Annotated in this window: 20 protein-coding genes; 6 read left to right on the top strand and 14 right to left on the bottom strand. The window is 58.3% G+C overall.

Annotation, left to right across the window (positions count from 1 at the left end):
- Positions 1-78: 78 nt before the first annotated feature.
- On the bottom strand, positions 79-1683 hold the full coding sequence (locus FCN80_RS00505; protein WP_136987867.1) for a methyl-accepting chemotaxis protein: 1605 nt from the start codon (positions 1681-1683) through the stop codon (positions 79-81).
- 266 nt (positions 1684-1949) lie between these two features.
- Between FCN80_RS00505 and ppa the strand changes: the two genes are divergently transcribed.
- Positions 1950-2480 (top strand): inorganic diphosphatase, encoded by a 531-nt coding sequence (gene ppa / locus FCN80_RS00500; RefSeq protein ID WP_136987866.1) that lies wholly within the window; start codon positions 1950-1952, stop codon positions 2478-2480.
- A 26-nt stretch (positions 2481-2506) separates the two neighbouring features.
- Here ppa and FCN80_RS00495 read toward each other — a convergent pair whose 3' ends face one another.
- Genes FCN80_RS00495 through tamA form a run of 3 tightly spaced genes read right to left on the bottom strand, consistent with a single transcriptional unit; the run spans position 2507 to position 8372 of the window.
- Complete coding sequence (locus FCN80_RS00495; RefSeq protein WP_136987865.1) at positions 2507-2854, bottom strand: gamma-glutamylcyclotransferase family protein; 348 nt, start codon at positions 2852-2854, stop codon at positions 2507-2509.
- A gap of 2 nt (positions 2855-2856) precedes the next feature.
- On the bottom strand, positions 2857-6639 hold the full coding sequence (gene tamB / locus FCN80_RS00490) for an autotransporter assembly complex protein TamB (RefSeq protein WP_136987864.1): 3783 nt from the start codon (positions 6637-6639) through the stop codon (positions 2857-2859).
- Entirely contained in the window at positions 6636-8372 is a 1737-nt protein-coding gene (tamA, locus tag FCN80_RS00485; RefSeq protein WP_136987863.1) for an autotransporter assembly complex protein TamA, read from the bottom strand. Before tamA ends, tamB begins: the two co-directional genes overlap by 4 nt.
- Before the next feature lie 228 nt (positions 8373-8600).
- Between tamA and msrA the strand changes: the two genes are divergently transcribed.
- Together msrA and paeA are read left to right on the top strand one after the other, a co-directional pair.
- A complete protein-coding gene (gene msrA / locus FCN80_RS00480) occupies positions 8601-9239 on the top strand; it encodes a peptide-methionine (S)-S-oxide reductase MsrA (protein ID WP_136987862.1) in 639 nt (212 codons plus the stop codon).
- Positions 9240-9378: 139 nt separating this feature from the next.
- A complete protein-coding gene (gene paeA, locus FCN80_RS00475) occupies positions 9379-10710 on the top strand; it encodes a polyamine export protein PaeA (protein ID WP_136987861.1) in 1332 nt (443 codons plus the stop codon).
- Between the two features lie 100 nt (positions 10711-10810).
- Here paeA and FCN80_RS00470 read toward each other — a convergent pair whose 3' ends face one another.
- Complete coding sequence (locus FCN80_RS00470) at positions 10811-11080, bottom strand: DUF1107 domain-containing protein (RefSeq protein ID WP_445081501.1); 270 nt, start codon at positions 11078-11080, stop codon at positions 10811-10813.
- 154 nt (positions 11081-11234) lie between these two features.
- On the opposite strand from FCN80_RS00470, the gene FCN80_RS00465 reads away from it, so the two are divergent.
- Positions 11235-11801, top strand: a complete 567-nt coding sequence (locus tag FCN80_RS00465; RefSeq protein ID WP_136987860.1) for a YtfJ family protein — start codon at positions 11235-11237, stop codon at positions 11799-11801.
- Positions 11802-11807: 6 nt separating this feature from the next.
- Here FCN80_RS00465 and cysQ read toward each other — a convergent pair whose 3' ends face one another.
- Both cysQ and FCN80_RS00455 read right to left on the bottom strand, forming a co-directional pair.
- Positions 11808-12554, bottom strand: coding sequence for a 3'(2'),5'-bisphosphate nucleotidase CysQ (gene cysQ / locus FCN80_RS00460; protein ID WP_136987859.1), 747 nt, complete (start codon positions 12552-12554; stop codon positions 11808-11810).
- A gap of 205 nt (positions 12555-12759) precedes the next feature.
- Entirely contained in the window at positions 12760-13380 is a 621-nt protein-coding gene (locus FCN80_RS00455; RefSeq protein ID WP_136987858.1) for a BamJ family beta-barrel-assembly machinery protein, read from the bottom strand.
- 327 nt (positions 13381-13707) lie between these two features.
- Between FCN80_RS00455 and FCN80_RS00450 the strand changes: the two genes are divergently transcribed.
- A complete protein-coding gene (locus FCN80_RS00450) occupies positions 13708-14220 on the top strand; it encodes an OapA family protein (RefSeq protein ID WP_170975287.1) in 513 nt (170 codons plus the stop codon).
- Between the two features lie 109 nt (positions 14221-14329).
- Here the strand turns inward: FCN80_RS00450 and rplI are convergent, their stop codons facing one another.
- From rplI to yjfP, 5 genes are all read right to left on the bottom strand, one after another.
- Positions 14330-14782: a 50S ribosomal protein L9 gene (gene rplI / locus FCN80_RS00445; protein ID WP_136987856.1), complete on the bottom strand. Its 453-nt coding sequence runs from the start codon at positions 14780-14782 to the stop codon at positions 14330-14332.
- Positions 14783-14820: 38 nt separating this feature from the next.
- Entirely contained in the window at positions 14821-15048 is a 228-nt protein-coding gene (gene rpsR / locus FCN80_RS00440; protein WP_048637617.1) for a 30S ribosomal protein S18, read from the bottom strand.
- 4 nt (positions 15049-15052) lie between these two features.
- Positions 15053-15370: a primosomal replication protein N gene (gene priB / locus FCN80_RS00435; RefSeq protein ID WP_136987855.1), complete on the bottom strand. Its 318-nt coding sequence runs from the start codon at positions 15368-15370 to the stop codon at positions 15053-15055.
- A gap of 6 nt (positions 15371-15376) precedes the next feature.
- Entirely contained in the window at positions 15377-15772 is a 396-nt protein-coding gene (gene rpsF / locus FCN80_RS00430) for a 30S ribosomal protein S6 (protein ID WP_136987854.1), read from the bottom strand.
- A 457-nt stretch (positions 15773-16229) separates the two neighbouring features.
- A complete protein-coding gene (gene yjfP, locus FCN80_RS00425) occupies positions 16230-16979 on the bottom strand; it encodes an esterase (protein WP_136987853.1) in 750 nt (249 codons plus the stop codon).
- A 155-nt stretch (positions 16980-17134) separates the two neighbouring features.
- Here yjfP and bsmA point away from each other — a divergent pair, with 155 nt between their 5' ends.
- Positions 17135-17443 carry a biofilm peroxide resistance protein BsmA gene (gene bsmA / locus FCN80_RS00420; RefSeq protein ID WP_170975286.1) on the top strand — a complete coding sequence of 103 codons (309 nt, stop codon included), beginning with the start codon at positions 17135-17137 and terminating at the stop codon, positions 17441-17443.
- 72 nt (positions 17444-17515) lie between these two features.
- Here bsmA and rlmB read toward each other — a convergent pair whose 3' ends face one another.
- Together rlmB and rnr are read right to left on the bottom strand one after the other, a co-directional pair.
- Positions 17516-18253, bottom strand: coding sequence for a 23S rRNA (guanosine(2251)-2'-O)-methyltransferase RlmB (gene rlmB, locus FCN80_RS00415; RefSeq protein WP_136987852.1), 738 nt, complete (start codon positions 18251-18253; stop codon positions 17516-17518).
- Between the two features lie 86 nt (positions 18254-18339).
- Positions 18340-20814: a ribonuclease R gene (gene rnr, locus FCN80_RS00410; protein ID WP_136987851.1), complete on the bottom strand. Its 2475-nt coding sequence runs from the start codon at positions 20812-20814 to the stop codon at positions 18340-18342.
- Positions 20815-20941: the final 127 nt, after the last annotated feature.

The following is a 20941-nucleotide window of genomic DNA, read 5'->3' as shown; positions in this document are numbered from 1 at the left end:
GCCCCGGAGTGGGTTCCCTCCGGGGCGTTGTTTTTAGGCTGTTTAGCCGGCTCTTGCGTCAAACCGGCCGGAACGTGATCAGGCCGCCGCTTCCTCGATTTCGACGATTTCCGCTTCCTCGACGTTTTCTTCCAAATGAAACAACGCCATACTGTGAGTCAGTTGCCGGGATTGCGATTGCAACGACTCAGTGGCGGCGCTGGACTCTTCCACCAGCGAGGCGTTTTGTTGCGCCATGGCGTCCATCTGGGATACCGCCAGGCTAACCTGTTCTATACCACGGCTTTGCTCATCGGTGGCGTTGGATATTTCGCGCATCAAACGGGTTACCCGCATGACTTCTTCGGAGATTTCATCCATGGTTTCGCCAGCGGTTTGCGCCATTTCCGACCCCTCGCCCACCCTTCCCTGGGATTCCTGGATAAGCGCCTTAATTTCTTTGGCCGCTTGCGCGCAACGGTGCGCCAGACTGCGTACCTCGCCGGCGACCACAGCGAAACCCCGCCCCTGTTCGCCGGCCCGCGCCGCTTCCACCGCCGCGTTTAACGCCAGGATATTGGTCTGAAAGGCAATACCGTCAATCACGCCCAGAATATCGGCGATTCGGCTGGAACTGGCGGATATGGCTTGCATTTTCTCAATCATATAACATACCGCCTCGCTGCCCTTATCGGCGATATCTGATACCTCTTTCGCCAGCTCGTGGGCCTTGCGGGCGTGTTCGGCATTGAGTTTAACGGTTTGGGTTAATTGCTCCATGCTGGCGGCGGTTTCTTCCAGCGCGGCGGCGGAAGCTTCCGTTCGCCGGGATAAGTCGGTATTGCCCGCCGACAGTTCCCGGGTGCCGATATCGATTTGCGAACCGGCTTCGCGCACCTCGCTCACCGCGCCGGCCAACGCATCCTGCATTTGCAACATGGCCCGGCTCAACCGCCCCAACTCATTATTGCGTCCCGCGCTGATGGGATGGTAAAGATCGCCGGCGGCTATCTGTTCGAGATGTTCAATGGCGCCATCCAGCGGACGTAACACAAAACGCCGCACCGCCAGCCAGGCCACCAGGCCGAGCGCCAACGTCACCGCGCAGGCCGCCAGGATCAGGATCTGCTGTAGCCGGGCGGCGCGTTCCGCCGTTTTCTGGATGTCCTGTCCGGTTTGCAACGCCAACTGCTGAAACTTGTCCAATTGGCTATCCATTTCGTTGCTAAGCGGTGTCAGCGTGGTTTCGAGCAGATGAAAGTATGCGGCGGTATTGGCGTCGTTCAGCGCCGCCAATACCGGTTTAAGGCCCTGATGGTCGTAACGCCGATACGCATCCCGCATCTGCCGGGCGCGTTCAGCCCCTTGGGGGGTCAGTGTGCCGACCGCCAAAAAGGCATTCATGGATTCATCGGCCTTTTGCGCCAGCGCGGCGGCTTGGACTGTCGCCGCTTTTCCTTCGTCGGTCAGCCCGGTTTCATATTTTCTCACTGCCAGAGAAGCCTCGGTGCGCGCCCTCAGCGAGGCATTGTAAGCGCGATTGAGGTATCCCAGTTCAACCCCTTGTATTTGATTGACTTTGTGTAGGGAATTTACGCTTTGCCGAATAGAGTGGACACTCATGCCACTGATAATAAAGATAATTATTGCAACCAGTCCCATCCAGGCGAAAAGCCCCGCCTTTACGGTGATATTTTTTAACATACGCTGCCTCTGCAATTCAGAAGATCCTTGCAAAAATTCGCCCGAACGAAGTGGGGTTCTTCGCCCTGTATCGGTTATCGGTCCGGCAGTATGATGCTTTAACAATTCGCGTAATTTTAATGAGTTATGTGATTTCCATCACATGATCCGAACGATACGGGCAAAAAAGCAGGGGCGGAAGAGGCCGGCGCAAACAATCGTGATATACCGCAATTTCAGTTATAATAGCCGCCACATCACATTTCGACGTGTTTAAGGAAACCGACATGAGTTTGATTCAAGTACCGGCGGGTAAAGATCTTCCCGAAGATATTTTCGTGGTCATTGAAATCCCGGCCAATGCATCCCCCATCAAGTATGAAGTTGATAAGGAAACCGGTGCGCTGTTCGTCGATCGTTTCATGTCCACCGCCATGTTCTATCCCTGCAATTACGGCTACATCAATCACACGCTGTCGCTGGATGGCGACCCGGTGGACGTGCTGGTGCCGACCCCCTATCCGCTGCAACCGGGTTCGGTCATTCGTTGCCGTCCGGTGGGCGTGCTGAAAATGACCGACGAATCCGGTGAAGACGCCAAAGTCGTCGCCGTACCGCACACCAAAATGACCAAAGAATACGATCATATCCGGGACGTCGACGATTTGTCGGAGCTGCTGCGGGCGCAAATCGCCCATTTCTTTGAAAACTACAAAGACCTGGAAAAGGGCAAATGGGTGAAAGTGGAAGGATGGGACAACGCCGAAGCCGCCAAGGCGGAAATCATCGCTTCCTTCGAGCGCGCCAAAAATAAATAATCCCCCCTTTCGCCGCCTCCGGCGAGCTAAGGCTCGTCGGAGCGTTTTACCCAATCGCCGCCCTTGAGTTGCCGCAATCCCTTGACCGGGCGTTGATAAACATACATCCAGGCGCTGCCATAAGGCGTATCGACCAAAGCGCGTTTATATTCGCCGCTTTTGGTGCGCAGCGCATCCAGTTCGGCCAAGGTGGTGGAGTCAATGCGGTAAACTTCGCAATAGACCGTCCCCTCGCCAGCCACCACCGCCGGATAATGGCCGAGATCATATAATTCGTAGCCTGATATCACATGGTCGCCCAACCATTGGCCATTGGTCATCCAGTGGCTGTTGCCCTGATTGCGTCGCAGACTGCCGTAAACAATTATTCGCATCGTTAAAACTCGAACTGATAAAGCAAATCCAGCGCCTGATTAAGACCAGACACCGCTTCCAGGTAAAGTCGCGGCATTAAACGGTAACGTAGCGTTAGCGTTGCCAATGAATCGTAAATACCCACACCGTATTTGACCTGAAGATCACGGGTGACGTTGCCGCTCACCACCACCTGGGATTCGTCGCCGACCCCCTGGGTATCCAGCGTCAGATTGCTCACGCCGAAGGCCGCGCCGATTTTACCCACAAGTCGACCGCTTTGCGCAACCCCCATACCGATCAACATCGATGTCATCATACTACTGTCGGCGCCAGGAGTATCCAGCCCTTGGCCGCGCAAAAGGTAAGACAGCGCTTCCTGCTGCGATTTGACCGGATCACTGAACACTTCCACTTTTGGCTGATCGGCCATGCCGGTCACCCGGACCCCCGCGGTGACGCCATCGGCGGTGGAATCCGGGTTGCGAATGGCCTCGATATTCAATAGCGGTTGGGAAGGCGAACCGGCGAAGATCAATTGGCCGCGACGAATGATCAGATCCTGGCCATAAGCCCTGAAACGGCCGTAGGGAATATTGATTTGTCCGTGCAGCCCAAGCCCCTCCTTATCCTGGACGACATTCAGGTCGCCGCCTAGCCGCGCCTTGAGGCCAAAAGCGTCCAACCGGACATCATTGCCCACATGGATTTTCAGGTTGCTGTTGATAACCATCGCCGTGCCGGGTTCGCTGACCGGCTGAAGATTCTCGTCCAGGATCACTTCGTCGGGGGAGACGGCCACCGCGCTGGGCGGCAGTTCCTGTACTGTGATACGCGCCCAGGGAATGTCGACATTGCCGTTAAGGGTCAGCATTTGCGGCGACGCTTCCAGGGTAATGTTCGGCGAGGCATCCAGCCGGACCATCGGCGGCAACGTGATCCTGACCCGGCTACCTTGTGCGGCGATCCGGGCGCGCCAATCGTCGAGACGGCTCCAATCCGCGTCGCCGCTCAGGTTAAGCTGACCGCTGGTGGTGTGAACCACGCCTTGCAGGGTGGAACCGCTGCCGTTGAAGTTCATGACCAGTTGGCTTTCACTCATGGCAAACGGCATCCAGTTGGCGCGAACCCATGCCCGCTCCAGCGCCAAACGACCATAGAGCAACGGCCGGGCGCCGGTGCCGCCGAGGCGCAGCGAGGCGTTGACCTGTCCGGCGGCATGTTCTTCGCGGGACAACACGGGGTTGAGCAGGGCCAACGACAGGTTTTCAATGGTGACCTCCCCGCCTAAACGGCGGACATTGCGGGGATCGGCGACTTGAACCCGCCCGTTGAAACGCCCGTTGCCGGCAATGCCGATTTGCCAATCAAGCGTGGCCCGGTCATGCTCCAGGCCGGCTGAAACCGTGAAGCGGTCAAAGTCCACCGGCAGGACGCCGCCTTGCAGCGTCTGTCGCGCTTTGATTCCGGAGCCGGTCAGAACAATTTTGCCCTGAGGGAGAGCGCCGCCCGGCTGCCAGCTCAGATTGGCGTCGCCGCTGAACGTCCCGCTGAGGGCCGTATCGGGCGGCAGAAGCGGTTTAAGCATCGCCAAATCAAAACGTTCAAGCCGCACCGCCGCCTGTCCGCTCGCCCCAAGCCGGATATCGGCCGGGACGCAAAGACGGGCATTGGGGTTTTGCCAGCAATGGGGGCCGATTATGACCGTCTGCGCCTGTTGCTGGTAATCAATGGTCATGGGACGGGTCAACAGCCATTCGCCCACCGGCGTGGCGAACCGGGTTTGGCTCAGGCTGCCGCGCCAGCGCTGCTGCGCGCGATCATAGCCGCCTTGTAACGTCAGATGGCCCGATACCGGTTCGCCCCGGATATTAAGTTGCAGCCGATGCGCCTGTTCGTCGCCGGTCAGCGCCAGGGTCAGGCGGCTGACGGTCATGGCGTCACGCCGCAGGTCATCCACTTCCAGCCGTAGATCGCCGCCCACCTTATCACTTGACCGCACATTGCCGTTAAGCGCGACACGCCGGACGGTCAGGGCTTGCCAACGCAGACCGGACGCGGCCAGGTCGGCCGTGATTTGCGGCGCGTTCCGGCTACCGCGCGCTTTGAGGGCGCCCCGAATGGTACCGGCCAGTCCGGGGAGCGCGCCATTCAGGTTAGGGGCGTCGATAACGGCGTCCAGCGCCAATTGGTCGTTTATCTTCCCGTTGACCGTCAGGTTATTGCGCCCCAACGCCAGCCGGAGCGCGTCAACCTCCCATTGCCCGGCGGCATTGCCGGCGAGAGAGCCGCGGACACTGACGGCGTTTTGCCGGACGACGCCGTCCAGCGCCAGTTCCGGTATGCGCAATTGCCAATTGCCGCCGTACAGGCTACCGGTCATCGCCAGCTTGCCCGCCAGCCGGGCCGGCCATTCCGGCCATTGCCGGGAAGTATCGATACCGCTAAGCACCAGTTGACTGCGCCAGCTAACCGCTTTGCGCCAGTCCACCAGCGCCGTCAGATCCGCATGCCCCTGCAGGGCCGCGATACGAAGCAAGGACAGGGTGAATTGCCCGGTATCGCCCTTGCCTTGCAAGGTGACTTCCGCCGACGGCAACCCTTCGCCGCTCAGGGAGGCGCGGATATCCAACCTGTAATCCGTCGCTTTGCCGTCCAGCCGCAACGCCAAATCGCGGGCCTGGTACTCCGGCTGGCCGGTCGTCGGCCATTGCAGACCGGGACTTTCCACGGTCAGGGCGAGCGGCAGCCCCGGCTCCGCCAAACGTGTGCGTAGGTTCAGCCGCGTTTTGACCGGACCGGAAAGGTTCACCGCGACGGCCAGTTGATCCCGCAGAGCGCCATCCAGGTTCAATTTGATCTTTTCCCCTGCGAACGGAGCCATTCGCACGGCGGTATTCAACGTCAGCGTCAGCGGCCATTGTCCGCTCAACCTGGCCTGGCCGCTGGCGTTGAGCAGTCCTTGCGGCGCGTCGACGCGCAATCGCCGCAAAACGACTTGCCCGTCGTTCGCCTCGGCCTGTAAAGCGAAACTGTTCAGTTGTAAATCGGTATCGCCGGTCAGTCGCCAGTTTTCGCCCGTCAAATCGGTCAGCCGCAGGTTAAGCGGTAATACCGTTTCCGGCAGCGCCGGCAGAAGGGGTTTGGCGAAAAAGGCTTGCAGGGTTTGTTGGAGGGATGGCGGCGGCGCATCCGACGGCGGATGGGTATCCCGCGCCGCGGCAACGGCCTGTTCGGTCGCCGCCGCGGCGGTCTTCGGCAACGCGACGAGCAGATTGCGGATGCGGGTCGGCGTCAGGGTCAGGGTATTGCCGCGAAACGCCATTCCGCTTTGCAGGCTGCCAAGCGCGACCTGCGTATCGTCGATACGCACCTGTACGCCATTTATCGCCAGATGGCGCAAAATCAGCGGGTACGGCGTGCTGATAAGGCCGCCCGTCTCCTGGGCGGGGGTCCGGCTCTCCGCCGCCGGCGGTAATTCGCCGGTGGTGACCCGCACATCCACCTGATCCAGTGAAAAATCATTTAAACACAGCTGGCTATGACGAAGGCACGACGGATCCAGCGCCAGGTGAAAACGCGCTACCCCGACCGTCACTCCCGGCATACGGTAACGCAGGCGCCGGATCGTTAAATCCCGCCAGCCGCCGTCAACCTGGCCGATTTCCAACCCCGGCACCCAGCGAGCCGCGCCGGTCAGCAAGAGATGCAGGCCGCGGGCGGTACCGAGCAACAGCGCCACGGCGCACAACAGCACCAACAGCAAAGCCGCCGCGCCCAAGCCGATTTTTCTCGCCAGGCTCATAGCTCGGTCCCCAGGCCTATGTAAAACTGTAATCCGTGGGTATCCGGATCGCCCACCGGCGCGGCCACATCCAGTTTGATCGGCCCCACCGGCGATTGCCACCGCACGCCCACCCCGGCGCCGGTTTTCAAATGCGTATGGCGGATATCATTGACCGCCTGGCCGGTATCGACGAATGCCGCGCCCCACCACCGGCCGGTCACGTTGTATTGGTACTCCAGCGAGCCGGTCGCCAGTTTGGAGGCGCCGGTCAGCTTGCCGTCGTCGTCCCGCGGCGAGATGGACTGAAAACGATAGCCGCGGATGCTGCGATCGCCGCCGGCGAAAAAGCGCAGCGAAGGGGGAACCCGCTCGAAGTCGCTGGTTTCGATCCAGCCCAGATTGTAGCGGGCCACGAACCGATGCCGGCGCGCCAATGTGCGAACCCAGACGTTTTGCGCCTGGAGGATGTAAAAATTCACATCCGAGCCCCAGGCGGTACTCGAGACATCGACGGAATATCGCTGGCTGTCGCCCCAGGTGGGCATGGTGCCGCCCCGCTGCCGGGTTCGGTTGACGGTGAATCCAGGGTAGATCAGCATGGTGGTGTCGGTTACCGTGCCCTGGGTAAAATGGTCAAGACTCCAGCGCAAATTGACCGACCGTTGCCAGCCGCTGGAGAAATTCCAGAAACGCGCCACATTCAATGTGGTGGAATCGGCATTCGTGTCATTCAAATTCTGCCGCTTGAATCCGCCCTGGACCAGGTAATATTGTTCCAACGGGCTTCGGTACACCGGGATTTTATAACTCAGGTCGAGGTCTTGTTCCGGCGCCGACAGGCTTACGCCGGTTTGCAGGCTATGACCGCTGGCATTTAGCCAGGGACGATTCCAGGTGGTCCTGACCCGCGGCCCGATATCCGAGGCGAATCCGCCGCCGGTTTCAATAATATTGCGGCTGCGCGGCGTGACCACGACGTCCAGCGGTAGCGTTTTACTGACCTTGCCGCTGGCGAAATCCGGCGAGACCACCACGGAGTTGAACCAGTTGGTGGCGGACAGCTGCCGGTTCAGTTCCGCCAGATCGGTGGCGTCGTAAGGATCCCCGGGTTTTATGGAGGGGATGTTGGCCAACAGGTCCGGTCTGATTTGCGAACCCTGAAAGTGAATCTCGCCGAAACGGTAACGGGGGCCGCTGTCGAAATCGACATTCCAGAACGCCTGATGCCGGCTGGGCGACACCGCCAGTTGCCGTTTAAGAAACCGGGCGTCAAAATACCCGTTGCGCACGGCCAGCCCCGTCAAGCCATCGATGAATGCGGTATAATCGCCATGATTGAGAACGGTGCCGACCGCCGGACGGCTGCGGCGGACCAACCGCCCATATGCGGCATCGCGGCTGGCGCCGCCGCGCAGAAGGATATCGGTACCGGCGATTTTGACCGGCTGCCCGGGGGTGACTTTCGCCAATAGCACATCCCGCCCCCCGTGTTCCGCCGGACGGAAGGTGAAAACGATTTGCGGCTCATAATAGCCCAGCGCGCGCAGCCCTTCGCGGATGACGCCGTCAACCCGCGTTTGAAACCGCGCGTCGGCCGTGACTTCGTCCGCGCCTATGGTGGACAGCCGCGCCCGGACATTGCGTTGCAGTTCCCCCTTTAGTCCCTCAACCTGCAACCGGACATTGGCGGCATGGGACCAGGGTGTTACCGCTAACACACAAAGCAGGCAGACAAGGCGATTTTTTGGCAAACTGGCTCCTGAATTTGCTTTCCCAGAAATGGAACTCCATACGCGCTGGATCGCCATCGTTTCAGATGATAACCGGCCTCGGTGATTGTTATCATCCGTTTGCCCTAAAATACAGTCTTACAAAGATATCTCAACGTAAAATTGGCGTTTATTGTCTGTAAAGTAAATGTGTTAAACAACAGACTATCGCCCATTTTTACGATAAATCGCTCATACAGGAGTCCCCCGATGGACATTTTCAAGAAAAACCAGAGGGTAGCGCAGCATGACGCGTTACCAGGCCGTACAACGCCGATGCCGGTGGCGACCACGCATAGCGTTAACGGCCACTCCATGACGCAGGTCCCGGATGGCATGGAGGTGGCGTTATTCGCGATGGGCTGTTTCTGGGGCGTCGAAAGGCTGTTCTGGGCGTTGCCCGGCGTCTACAGCACGGCGGCCGGCTATGCCGGCGGCTATACCCCCAATCCCACCTACCGCGAGGTTTGTACCGGTCAGACCGGCCATGCCGAGACGGTACGGGTGGTGTTCGATCCCTCGGCCGTCTCCTATGAGGAATTGTTGCAACTGTTCTGGGAAAACCACGATCCGGCGCAAGGAATGCGGCAAAAAGGCGATATCGGAACGCAATACCGCTCGGCCATCTACGCGGTGACGCCCGCCCAGAAATCCGCCGCCGAGGAAAGCAAGGGGCGGTTTCAGACGGCGATGGCACAGTCGGGCGATGATCGGAACATTACCACCGAGATAGAACCGGCCACGCCTTTTTATTATGCCGAAGACGAACACCAGCAATACCTGCATAAAAACCCGCAGGGGTATTGCAGCCTCGGCGGTATCGGCGTTTGCCTGCCGGCGCAGGCGTAATCATTAGCGGCCTTGGCCTGGCTGCTGTTATACTAGACGGGTCGCCGGCGCAAGCCGGCGACCATTGCACTATTCCTGGTTGTCAAATCATTGCCCGGCGAAGGCGCGCTGAAATCATCCAGCCCGAAGTGGTCAGATTATGTTAAACAGTATCCTGCTTATTTTGCTCCTCATCGCGGTGAGCGCCTTTTTCTCCGTTTCGGAGATTTCCCTGGCGGCCGCGCGCAAGATCAAGCTTAAGGTCATGGCCGACGAGGGCAACATCAACGCCCAACGCGTGCTGCAACTCCAGGAAACGCCCGGTATTTTTTTTACCGTCATTCAAATCGGTTTGAACGCGGTGGCCATACTCGGCGGAATCGTGGGCGACGCGGCCTTTTCGCCGGCGTTTTCAGCCATTCTGGTTCGCTTTATGTCGCCGGAGCTGGCCGATCAGATCAGTTTCATCATTTCCTTCACCCTGGTTACCGGTCTGTTCATCCTGTTCTCGGACCTGACCCCGAAACGCATCGGTATGATTTCTCCCGAGGCTTGCGCCGTCTGGATCATCAACCCCATGCGCTTCTGCCTGCTGGTCTTCCGCCCGCTGGTATGGGCGTTCAACGGTTTGGCCAACGTCATCTTCCGGCTATTGAAGCTGCCGATGGTGCGAAAAGAGGACATCACCTCCGACGACATCTATGCGGTAGTGGAAGCCGGCGCCCTGGCCGGGGTGCTGCGCAAGCAGGAACATGAGCTTATCGAAAACGTGTTTGAGCTGGAATCGCGCACGGTGCCGTCTTCCATGACTTCGCGCGAAAGCATCATCTATTTCGATCTGCGCGAAACCGAAGACAGCATCAAGGAAAAAATCGCCACCCATCCCCACTCGAAGTTTCTGGTCTGCGACGCCAATATCGACCATATCGTCGGCTATGTGGACTCCAAGGACTTGCTTAACCGCGTGCTGGGCAATCAAAGCCTGGCGCTCAACAGCGGGGTGCAGATCCGCTCGGCATTGATCGTACCGGATACCCTGACACTGTCCGAGGCGTTGGAAAGCTTTAAAACCGCCGGCGAGGACTTCGCCGTTATCCTCAATGAATATGCGTTGGTGGTCGGCATCATTACGCTAAACGATGTGATGACCACGTTGATGGGCGATCTGGTGGGTCAGGGACTGGAAGAGCAGATCGTCGCCCGCGACGAAAATTCCTGGCTTATCGAGGGCGGCACGCCCATTGACGATGTGATGCGGGTATTGGATATCGAGGAATTCCCCCAGGCCGGCAATTATGAAACCATCGGCGGTTTCATGATGTTCATGCTACGCAAAATCCCCAAGCGCACCGACTTTGTCCGCTATGCCGGATACAAATTTGAAGTAGTGGATATCGACAGCTACAAAATCGATCAGTTGCTGGTTACACGCCTGGAAGAGAAATCCACGCTGATTTTGGCGCAAACCAGCGATTCCAGCCATGTGGCCTAAGGGACGGGCGCTGGGGTGACGTCGGTCGAACGCGTGGATGGGTGAGCGGAAGCGTGGGCGGATTGCCTCTGCCGGCTTATCGCCCGCAGAGGCGGGGCCGTCAGGCCAATTCGGACTGTAGTCGCATGATCTGACGATTGACTTCGGACATCACATGGTAATGCTGCTTATCACGGACCTTAGGGGGTAAAATCTTGCCTTTATCGAATTCAAAGGCACCGAAGCCTTTGATGTAGATTCTGCCGCGGAATAAGGTCTTTACATAAGTTGCTACTTTAAGAGCGTTAAAGCGATGGAAGATTCTCATTTTTTTACTTTGCTCCCGTGATTGACTTCGTCCTGCCCTGCGCTTGCCTTTCGGCTTGTGCATCAACACTACTTTCTTTAAGAGCGAAGATATGTGCTTTAGTTCACGCAGTTTCAGGACTGCTACGCGGTATTTACATAATTTGACAGAATGGCATATTCGTTCTGTCATTTAACGCAGTGCGTTATGCTGGTCAGGTCCCATGAGGAGTCGTTCCATGTTTCGCCGTTATGTCCTTATCATTTTGCTATGGCTTATCTCCTTCGGCCTTGAGGCCCAAAATCTCCGGATAGGCGCGCCGCTTCCCAAAGTGGGTATCGCCTATCAGGGTGAACTGCTCTACCAGGATAATGAGTTTAGCTACAAATTTTGGAATAGCGCGCAGCTCACCGGAAAAATTCATCTCATTCAGCATATCGCCGCCCGCACTTCCGCAAGCGAAATGAACGCCGCCATGATTGAGTCAATCCGCAAGGCCAATCTACCGTTAAAATATTACCAGACGACGACAATCATGAACGGCGACGACACCTTGCTCGGTGACGGTACCTACGCGGGCAATTGGCTGAAAAACAACAAAAAGCAATCGCCGCAATGGCAATTTATCTTGGATGGGCACGGTAATGCGCGCCGGGCCTGGGGCCTTAAGGCCAAAAGCTCGGCGATTGTGGTGACGGATGACCGCGGACGGGTGCGCTATGTGAAGGAAGGCCCTCTGACCCTCCAGGATGTCCAGCAGGTCACCGGTTTAGTGCGCCGTCTCTTGCCCAGGGGCGCACGCTGAAGGGACTTAGAACAACGATACCCTGAACCCCGGATTGAGAAAGGATTCCCGCGGATGATAGTCCAGCGCGCGCCCGGACCAATCGTTGACCACAGCCCCGGCCCCGAGGGCCACCGCATGACCGGCGGCGGTATCCCAGATATTGGTTGGCCCGAAACGGGGATAGAGTTGGGCGCTGCCTTCCGCCACCAGGCAAAACTTCAGCGATGAGCCTATGGTCACCGTCTGGTGCTCGCCCAATTGGCCAAGGTAATCCTGTAATTCCTGGTCGTCGCTATGGGAACGGCTGATGACCACCAACGGCGGACGCGCTTCTTTACAGTGAATAGCCAATCGTTCACCTTCAGCGGCCGTTTTCCAGGCCCTGCCATCGGCGGCGGCATAGAGGGTATTGCCAACCGGGGCATAAACGACCCCCATTACCGGCGCGCCATCCTCTATCAGCGCGATGTTTACCGTGAATTCGCCGTTACGCCGTAAAAACTCCTTGGTGCCGTCCAGGGGGTCCACCAGCCAATAGCGGCTCCAGCCGCGCCGGATTTCCCAGGCGGGCGGGGCTTCCTCGGACAGCACCGGGATTTCCGGCGCCAGTTTCGCCAAACCGGCGGCGATGGTACGGTGGGCGGCCAAATCCGCGGCGGTCAGCGGCGAATCATCCTGCTTATGCGTCAGACCCAGCGGAATATCGCCCGCGTACACCCGCATAATAGCCGCCCCCGCCTCGCGCGCCAATTGGCTTATTTCTTCAATCATTACGCACCTCGGACAAATTGCTGCTTTACATTGCGCGTCATCCTTCAAGCGGCCTTCTCAGCCAGCCAGACGCGGCCATCCCGTTTAGGGGATCCGCCGCGACGTTTGAAAGCACCCGCGTATAAAAAGACTAGTTTTTTTTCCTTCGAAAAGCCATTCGAATACGGCGCCACAACGCCGGGGCGGCAGTTTAACGATAACGGCGTCAGAGAATCTCCAACAGTTCGACATCAAAAACCAATGTACTGAAAGGGGGTATGGACGCGCCGGCGCCACGTTCGCCATAGGCCAGATGATGAGGAATAAACAATTCCCAGCGCGAACCGACCGGCATCAGGGTCAGTGCCTCGATCCAACCGGGAATAACGCCGTTTACCGGGAATTCGGCGGGTTGACCGCGCTGGACGGAACTGTCGAAAACCGATCCATCCAGCAGACGGCCGGTGTAATGCACCCGTACCCGATCCTGGCGCACGGGAATGGCGCCCTGCCCTTCTTGCAGCACTTTGAACTGCAGACCGGATTCCGTTTGGCGGACCCCTTCTTTGCCGGCATTGTCTTCCAGGAAGCGCCGGCCTTCGGCGGCGAGTTGCTCCTGACGCTCGTGACGCGCCGTATCGGCCCGTTCATGGACGATACGCAGCGCCCGATGGATAGCGTCCACCGGCACCGACGGCGGACGTCCCGCCAATGCGTCGCCGAGCCCGGCCAAGAGGGCTTCGGGCAACAAGTCCTCCAGGCCCGATTCCCGAAGTTGCTGCCCTACCTGCAGACCGATACCGTAACTGGCCTGCGCCTCGACGCTATCTAAAGAGGTTGTCGTCATCATTTTTCCTTGATTTGATAAAAAGCGAAAGGCGCAGCATATCAGCGCCAGCGTTTGAGGTAAAATCCTCCTAATTAGGGAATGTGTGCGACAATGCGCGATATACGATATCGGCGGCCGGGTTGATAAGGCATGGTGGAAAGGTTGGCAGCGCTCTATACTTCCCGGTGTAAGCAATAAAATAGTGCAAGAGAGGTTAGCATGGGCAGAATTGCCCGCGGGAAACACAGAGGCCCGGGCGGGATCTTGCCGGCTTTCGGCAAATTCCAATGGCCGCCGGCGAAATCTATCCGTCCCGGAGATGAATCCCAAGCAATAGGCCGTCCGATGCTCAACTTACTGAAAAAAATCTGGTACTGGCCGGAGCAATTGCACTGGATGCATCCGTTGCCGTTGTTTCATCGGCGAGGGCTGCTGATTTCGGCGGCGCTCATTATGTTGGCCTTGCTCTGGCCTTATTCTCCCGATGATCGCGTTGCCACCGGCCGGAATGCGGAAAATCAGGCCGGTCCGGGCGATGTCATGCAAGCCGAACTGGCGGATACCGATACCGCCGGCCATAGCGCGCCCCCCGCGGCGGATGAGGTGCGGAAATACCGTATCGTGGAGGGCCAGACGCTGGCGCAGTTGTTTCGGCAGCATAATCTGCCGGTGGCGGACGTGTTCGCCATGGCTCAGGCGGAAGGAGACGATAAACCGTTAAGCAACCTGCACGCCGGGCAACAGGTGGTGATTGATCTTAATGCCCAGGGTCTGGTGGCGTCGCTGGAGATCGAGGTCAGTCCCACCGCCAGCATCAAGTTCATCCGGCAGCCTGACGGTGCTTACCTGCGCCGATGAATGCATCCCGGCCGACGGGATGTCTGGCGAGGGTCTTCCCCGTCCCGCGCCCCGAAACGCAAAACGCCGGCAATTTGCCGGCGTCCTGATAGCAACCTAAGCGGAACGATTAGGCTTCAGCGACAACAATGACGTTCAGGTGGGCAAAAATTTCGCCGTGTACCTGGATGCTGATGTCATGATCGCCGACCGTGCGCAAAACACCATTCGGCAAACGCACTTCGCTCTTGGCGACGTCCACGCCGGCCGCGGTAATGGCGTCAGCGATGTCGCGGGTGCCTATTGAACCGAACAGTTTGCCTTCATCGCCGGCTTTCGAGGCGATAGTGACGCTGACCAACGCATTGATCTTGTCCGCGCGGGCTTGCGCGACGGATTGTACTTCGGCCAGTTTGGCTTCCAACTCGGCGCGGCGCACTTCAAAATACTCAATGTTTTTCTTGGTCGCCGGTACGGCCATGCCTTGCGGCACCAGGAAATTACGGGCGTAACCCGCTTTAACGTTAACTTGTTCACCCAAGCCGCCCAGGTTGGCGACTTTATCAAGCAGAATGACTTGCATTACCTTATCCTCTCAAAGTCTTATTGGACAAAGACCGATCACTGATGACGATCAGTGTACGGCAGCAGAGACAGGTAGCGCGCACGCTTGATCGCGCGGGCCAACTGACGTTGGTATTTGGCACGAGTACCGGTAATCCGGCTCGGGACAATTTTACCGCTTTCGGTGATATAGTTTTTCAGCGTAGCGATGTCTTTATAGTCGATCTCGATTACGCCTTCCGCGGTGAAGCGGCAGAATTTACGACGACGGAAATAACGTGCCATAAGGCTAGTCTCCAGAATCTATCAATTCAATCTGCTCGGCATGCAGCACCATTTTGGTTAACCCGTTGCGCGATTGATGGCAACACAGAAAGCCCTGAATGATGAGTTGCGTGCCGACCGTTATACTGCGAGTTATCTCTTGTGATTGTTTTCCGCTGACCACCACGGGTATTCGACACCATGCTAGTCGGGGAAAGCCGGCCTCCTGCTGCTGCGAGCGATGCTCTAGCACGAACTGGCAGTGAGGAATGCCTGACGGGCTGACCTTGCGCATGAGTGTCCCGCACACGGTGCCGGACAGCATCAGACGGTTAGCCGCCATCACTGATTACTCTTCAGAATCCCCAGCATCATTGTCATCGCTGGCTTCGGCGGCGAAATCTTCACGACGCTCGCGGCGTTCGTCTTTCGCTTTCACCATCGGCGAAGCTTCGGTAACGGCATGCTTAACGCGCATGATCATGCTGCGGATAACGGCGTCGTTGAAGCGGAAGTTGGTTTCCAGCTCGTCGATCACTTCCTGGGGGGCTTCGACGTTCAACAGAACGTAGTGAGCCTTGTGCAGTTTATTGATCGGGTATGCCAGTTGACGGCGCCCCCAGTCTTCCAAGCGATGGATGGTGCCTTGCGCATTGGTGATAAGACCGGTATAGCGCTCGATCATGCCGGCGACCTGTTCGCTCTGGTCGGGATGAACCATAAAAACGATTTCGTAATGACGCATACAGAACTGCTCCTTACGGATTATTCAGCCTCCCGTCCGGGTCAACCGCGGCCCATGGAGGCAAGGAACGTGATTTAGGTGCGGTCGAAAAATGACGCGCAATAGTACATTTATGACGACGGGAATACAAGAGCCGGGCAAGCAAAAAATCGCCGTTGCGCTGCCAGGGGGCTTTAAGACATAAAAATTAATATGCAAATTAATTAATTGACATTGAAGTTTTCAATCAAAAAATTTGAAAATGTCAATCAATAAAGTCATATTTCCTGCACAGACAGGCTGGCATATACTGATTGCTAATTAGGCAGCACCACTGGCCCGCGCCAATCCGTTTTTGACTATCCCGGCACCAGGGATACCATAAGAATAACGACATCGTGATCCTTTTTGGCCCCCGCGGGGGCTTTTTTCTTGCCGCAAACCACGAAAGCCCCACCGGACGCCAGCCTTGGCGCATTTACAAATTCCCCTGGAAAAAGCGGACGGCCGCCGCCAGCGCGGTCACGGTTATCTTGTGGCCGATGCCCGGTTCGGTCAGATAGGTCGCCTGTCCGGCCAGACCCGCGGCCGCCAACGCCGCATACACCCGGCGGCTTTCCGCCTCCGGCACCAGCGGATCGGCCTCGCCGTGCCAGAGCAGCAACGGCCGATCGCCGAGCTTTGCCAGTTGATGGAACACGTCATATTCGGCCAAGGGGGCCAGACGGCGTTCGAACTCACGGCGCCGGGCGGGAGAGGTGGGCGGTATCGGCGGAAACAACGTTTCGGGCAAACGCCGGAAATCCCCCGAGCCCATGAATTCAGCCACCGCCCGCAGCCAGGGATAGCGCGCCATGGCGCCAAGCGCGGTCATGCCGCCCATGGACGCGCCGCCGACGCCGATACGCGCGTCCGCAATCAGTCCCCGCCGCGCCAGCGCATCCTTGAGCGCCGGCAACTCGTCGATATTGCGCCGCAAAATGTCCCAAAAATGCGTCAACCGCCGCTGCTCATCACCGTCAAAACGGGCGCCGTGCATGTCCGCGTCCGGCAGGATAGCCCTGAAACCGGCTTTGCCCAGCGCATAACCAAAATAGCTATAGACCTCTTTGGAAGAGGTGTAGCCATGGTAGAACAGTACGGTCGGCAGCGGATCCTGATAACGCCCCGCCGGCACGGCATGGATAACGTCGATGCCGTCCAAGATTTCCTGATGCATTTCGACCATCGGGTCCCTCTTTTGTGCTTTATCGGGGCGGCGGCCGGGATGACCGGCGATAACCGCCAACCCGCCGCCGGCCCCTTTGCTAATTTATGCGCAAGGGCATCGCGGAGCGGGAGAGTGCGATATACTATCCGGGTTCCCTTAACAGGCGCACCCCTATGATATCGTTTAATCGTATGGTATTGGCCCTGATGCTGCTGACCCTGGCCGGATGCAGCGTGTTGCAGGGTAAACCGGTTCCGCCGCCGCCGCCGGCCGATCACGCGCAGGAAATCCAGCGCGACCAGACCAGCACGCTGACGCCTATCGGCCGAGTCACCGCGCAAGAGCGCGGCAGTCCGATGGATGTCGAGCAGGCGATACGCGATCAGGCGAATGCCCGCCATGCCACTTACTACCAGATTATCGCACTCTCGGAAATGATCACCCCCGGGATATGGCGCGCCGAGGCGATCCTGTACCGCTGATGCCGCCTGGCCGGGCCTGATCGCGCGGCCGACGGCGCCGATAAGTCGAAAGACGGCCTCGTACCCGGCGTTTTAGACCGCTTGCCGTTGCCTGACCGCCTCGAACAGGCATACGCCGGCGGCCACCGAGACATTCAGCGAGGAGACCGTACCCGCCATCGGGATACTGACCAGTTCATCGCAATGTTCGCGGGTCAGCCGGCGCATTCCCTCGCCTTCGGCGCCCATGACCAACGCCAGCGGCCCCGTCAGTTGACTTTGATAGAGGGTATGATCCGCCTCTCCCGCCGTACCCAGAATCCAAATCCGGTACTGTTGCAGCAATCGCAGGGTGCGCGCCAGGTTAGTCACCCGGATAAGCGGCACATTCTCCGCCGCGCCGCTGGCCACTTTGCGGGCGATGGCGCTCAGGGGGGCCGAGCGATCCCGCGGCACAATGACCGCATCGACGCCGGCGGCGTCGGCGCTGCGCAGACAGGCCCCCAGGTTATGGGGGTCGGTAACGCCGTCCAGCACGAGCAAGAGTGGGCTGGTCAGCCGTTCCAGTAAACCGGCGAGATCGTTTTCCTGATATTGCCGGCCTTCTTTGATGCGCGCCACGATCCCTTGATGGACCTCGCCTTCGACTTTTTGGTCGAGAAACTGACGATTGGCAACCTGCACAGGGATGCCGGCCGCCTCCAATTCAGTCACCAGATTGTGCAACCGGCGATCATCCCGGCCTTTGATGATATACACATCCAGAAAACGCTGCGGATCGCGTTGTAGCAATGCTGTAACGGCATGGATACCGTAGATGATTTCGCTCATGTATTAACATATTCCCGGCGGGCCAAACGCCCGCGTTAACCTGTCCCGCCGCGTACCGGACAATAACGCCGCCAAACCGTCGGACGTCAGCCCTTTTGCTCGGCGGCGGCTTTTTTCCGGCTGCGTTTCGGCTTGGCCGAAGCCGCGTTGTCCGCTGCGGCATGTTTTTTGTTCTTTCTGCCTTTGGATTTACCCGACTTGGCTTTGCTTTCGGCGCGCTCGCCATCCCGAAAGGCGCTGTCCGGTTCGAAATTACCCGCCTGTTTTGCCGAACGCCGCCGACGCGGTTTCTTATCGCCGCCCTCCGCGCCTCGGGCCGACAGCGCTTCCCGGCGACGATCGGTCTTGCCAGCGCCCCTCGGCTGGCGCCGGCTGGAAATCAGGGAAAAGTCGATTTTCCGTTCATCCATGTGTACCGCTTCAACCCGGATTTCCACGACATCGCCCAGACGGTAGACCCGGCCGCCGGACTCGCCGATCAACCGCTGACCGATATTGTCATAACGATAATAATCGTTGTCCAGTGAAGACACATGCACCAGGCCATCGATAAACAAATCGTTCAGACGGACAAAAAAGCCGAATCCGGTCACACTGGAAATGATACCGCTGAATTTTCCTCCCACATGATCCTGCATGAAGTCGCATTTAAGCCAATCGGCCACGTCCCGAGTCGCTTCGTCGGCCCGCCGCTCACATAAGGAGCAATGCTGACCCAGTTGCAGCATTTCCGCCATGTCGCTGTGCCAACCTCCGGTAGGCGTGGCGCGGCCTTCGCCTTCGACTTCGCCCTCTCGTTTTGCCAGGATGTATTTAATGCCCCGGTGTAAAGACAGATCCGGATAGCGCCTGATAGGCGAGGTGAAATGGGCGTAAGCTTGCAGCGCCAACCCGAAATGGCCACGATTCTCAGGATCATATACCGCCTGCTTCATCGAACGCAGCAGCATGGTTTGCAGCATCTCATGATCCGGCCGGCCGGCAATACGGTTCATCAGCTCGGCATAATCCTTCGGATCCGGTTTGGCGCCGCCGCCCAGGACCAGCCCCAGTTCGCCCAGCACGCTGCGCAACGCGGTGATATGATCGTCGCTTGGCCGGTCATGGATACGGTAAAGCGCCGGTTCCTGGTTTTTTTCCACAAATCGCGCCGCGGCGATGTTGGCCAGTATCATGCATTCTTCAATCAGCTTATGGGCGTCGTTGCGCACCACCGGCTCTATGCGCTCGATACGTCGATCGGCATTAAAGACAAATTTGGCTTCCTCGGTTTCAAAAGCGATGCCGCCACGCTGCATACGGGCCTGGTCCAGCGTCCGGTACATTTCATGCAGGGTCTGCAACGGCTTGACCAGCGGCGAATACTGCTCGCGCAATGCCTGATCGCCTTGCAGGATCTGCCAGACCTTGTTATAGGTCAGCCGGGCGTGCGAATTCATCACCGCTTCGTAAAATTTATAGGAAGACAACCGTCCCTGGGCGGAAACCGTCATTTCACATACCATGCACAGGCGATCCACCTGGGGGTTGAGCGAACATAGCCCGTTGGATAACACTTCCGGCAGCATCGGGATAACTTGCGACGGAAAGTAGACCGAGGTCCCCCGGCTGCGGGCTTCTTTGTCCAGGGGCTCGCCGGGACGGACATAATAGCTGACATCAGCGATGGCAACCCAAAGGCGCCACCCGCCGCCGCGTTTTCTTTCGCAAAAAACCGCATCGTCGAAATCCCGCGCATCTTCGCCGTCGATGGTCATCAGCGGCAACGGCCGCAAATCCACCCGCCCTTGCAACGCGCCCGCTGGCACGTCTTCTTTCAGGCCGGCCGTCTGACTTTCTACCTCCGGCGGCCAGACATAGGGAATATCGTGGGATCGCAGAGCGATATCCACCGCCATGCCGGTGCCCATATTTTCGCCCAGCACTTCCACCACCTGGCCTATCGCTTTAGTGCGCCGGGTGGGACGCTGGGTCAGTTCTACCACCACCACCGACCCCATCCTGGCGCTTAAGGTGTTTTCCGGTGGAATAAGAATATCGAAACTCAGCCGGCTATCGTCCGGCGCCACAAACGCACTGCCGGCGTCAGTGAAGAACCGGCCGACAATCTGGCTGGTTTTCGGCACCAGCACCCGGACAATCCGGGCCTCCCGCCGACCTTTGCGATCGGCGCCCAGGGGCTGCGCCAATACGATGTCGCCGTGAATCGCCATTTTCATTTGTTCGGCGGAGAGATAAAGGTCGTCTTTGCGACCCTCGACCCGTAAGAAGCCGAATCCGTCGCGATGGCCTATCACCGTACCGCGCAGCAAGTCCAGCCGCTCAGGGAGGGCATAGCATTGCCGCCGGGTAAAGACAAGCTGGCCGTCACGCTCCATGGCACGCAAGCGACGACGGAACCCCTCCAATTGATCCTCCCCGGTGATCCCCAGGTCTCTGGCCAGCTCTTCGCGACTGACCGGCGTCTCCCTTTCGGCCAGTTGGGCCAGAATATATTCCCGGCTTGGCACGGGAAACTCATACTTTTCCGCCTCGCGTTCAAGAAAAGGATCTTGAGACATTAACGCTACCTCCATTGTCTAAAACCGGCCGCCATACCGAGGATATCTCCGTCATACTTCACGCTGCCTCTTTGCAAGAGATGAGGGCCGCAGATTCATGACGCGCCCCCTCCGCTTATCAGGGACA

The organism is Martelella alba (assembly GCF_005217455.1).
Lineage (GTDB): Bacteria > Pseudomonadota > Gammaproteobacteria > Enterobacterales > Enterobacteriaceae > Acerihabitans.
This window is presented reverse-complemented; position numbering and strand designations above follow the sequence as displayed.